The 1,847-nt window shown below is 36.3% G+C and carries 3 protein-coding genes; 2 read left to right on the top strand and 1 reads right to left on the bottom strand.

What is annotated here, in order from left to right; all coding sequences use genetic code 11:
* Positions 1–110: 110 nt before the first annotated feature.
* Positions 111–326 (bottom strand): hypothetical protein, encoded by a 216-nt coding sequence (locus H5202_RS21735; protein WP_182773875.1) that lies wholly within the window; start codon positions 324–326, stop codon positions 111–113.
* A 34-nt stretch (positions 327–360) separates the two neighbouring features.
* On the opposite strand from H5202_RS21735, the gene H5202_RS21730 reads away from it, so the two are divergent.
* Both H5202_RS21730 and H5202_RS21725 read left to right on the top strand, forming a co-directional pair.
* Positions 361–570 carry a hypothetical protein gene (locus tag H5202_RS21730; RefSeq protein ID WP_182773874.1) on the top strand — a complete coding sequence of 70 codons (210 nt, stop codon included), beginning with the start codon at positions 361–363 and terminating at the stop codon, positions 568–570.
* A 764-nt stretch (positions 571–1,334) separates the two neighbouring features.
* Positions 1,335–1,673 carry a cytosolic protein gene (locus H5202_RS21725; RefSeq protein WP_182773876.1) on the top strand — a complete coding sequence of 113 codons (339 nt, stop codon included), beginning with the start codon at positions 1,335–1,337 and terminating at the stop codon, positions 1,671–1,673.
* Positions 1,674–1,847: the final 174 nt, after the last annotated feature.

Below are 1,847 nucleotides of genomic sequence, written 5' to 3'. Positions count from 1 at the left end.
TATTTCCGTCATCTCTTTACGGAATTACCCAAGCGTGCACCATTAGATGATATGACTGATTTGCTGCCGTGGAATGTTGATTTAGGTGAAGCAGAATAAGCTTCACCAGTTCATTGACCGCTTACAATATTGTGGAGAGATTTATCAATATGTTTCAATGCTTTTAATGCCTTTTCTGGTACTGGGTGTTTCTTAGCAAAGGAGTCAGATACAAAAGACGAGAAGTAATCTCTTAATATGATTTTATCTTCTTTGGATAATCTTGAGTCATATGCTTTACCAAGATTATCATTATAAGTATCTAAACTAGAATCAATTTTAATCAAAATATAAAACCTACTTAAACAGGAGTAATAATTTATGAACAAAGAACAAAAACACCATATCGAAGTAACAATGGTACATGGTAAAAGCTTTAAATTTATTTTAAATAAACAAAAAGAAATAATGAAGACTCAAGAAAGATTAGAGAGCCTTCTTCAAGAGTTTGTTGCCATGATCCCTCAAAGTCTGTGGGAAGCGGAGGTAACTAAAGATTCTCGTCTTGATGCGAGTTCTCCAAAGAAGTAGTGTGACCACAAAGATCACATCTAACTTCACCCTTACCAGATAGAATCATTATTAATGGTACATTGAGGCTGTTATTACACAACTCATTCCCACAGGGTATCTGCACAGTAGATTCCTTACTTTCTGTCTTACTGGTAAATTTCATATAGACCTCCTTGGTCTAGGTTTTAGAAGTTAACAGCTTATTGAAGGGCAAAAAAAAGTAAAGTCGCCCTTTTAAGTTATTGATTAATATCATCCTACATTTACTATCTTCTTGATGTAAAGAAGTTTTATTTAACTCCACTGACAAATAAAAGCGAGGTTGCACGTTAAAAGTGAATTCAATATTCAACAGGAAATAAAAACACATTTATTTCAATGTACTACAAAATATACAAATTATTTATCGTACTACTTTAGTTTACTTATTAGCCGATTTAACTTAAAAAACACTAAAAACCATTACAACTGTTTTTGTATAACGTACACACAACATAAAAGTGGGAAATATGGCTTACACAGGATACTTATCCGATATTTATAAGCCAGATACTGATGAAGTGTTAAGCAGTACGATCCCCATCGAAAATTATTCACTTTTTTTGCATTTTTCGTCTGGGATGATGTGGCCAAAGGTTCATATTTGAAACAAACTTTGGGGCAAAGACGTGTTTCAAGGTGTCCTAGTGAATGACCGTAAATTGCACAGAAATACTAAATCTCTACTACGTTCTGCCCCTGATCATGTTAAAATCTCCGCATCAGAATTACCGAGAAACTCAATGTTTATCCATCATGTTAACGGCATCGACTGGCTAGTTATCACAGCTTTTGAAGAACTGAAAACGATGTTTATCGAAGAAGCCGGTACGATACCCTCTTGCTTCTCTGTCGCCAGCGAATTGAACCTGGTTGATCAAGCAAAGCGAACTTATAGATATTTGCCTACTCTCAGCGGCGTAATCACCGATATCGGCACATATCAAAGACAGGGTAACGAAGAAGATTTGGACCCACAGCTTGCCTGCTTAGTAGAGGGGCGTGGGCGGGTATTTATCTATCACGGCGGCTTTGTAGCTTTTGTGGATGACGAGCAAACCTTTATTACCCGAATAGACTGAAAATTATTCAGTAAGTTGAAATTGGCGAATTGGCATCCCTAGCAAGGAATGGGGCATAAATAAGTTAAATACTTTACTTTCAAAGGGTGTGAATCAACTCTGAACTTTAAGTCGTTGAAGACTCTTTATACAAGAATGCGTGAAGCTCACATGGCCTTTCTCGCACATCTGACC

Source organism: Shewanella sp. SG41-4 (assembly GCF_014164505.1).
GTDB lineage: Bacteria > Pseudomonadota > Gammaproteobacteria > Enterobacterales > Shewanellaceae > Shewanella.
Note: the sequence above shows the minus strand (reverse complement) of the source record. Positions and strands in the feature narration are given on the sequence as shown.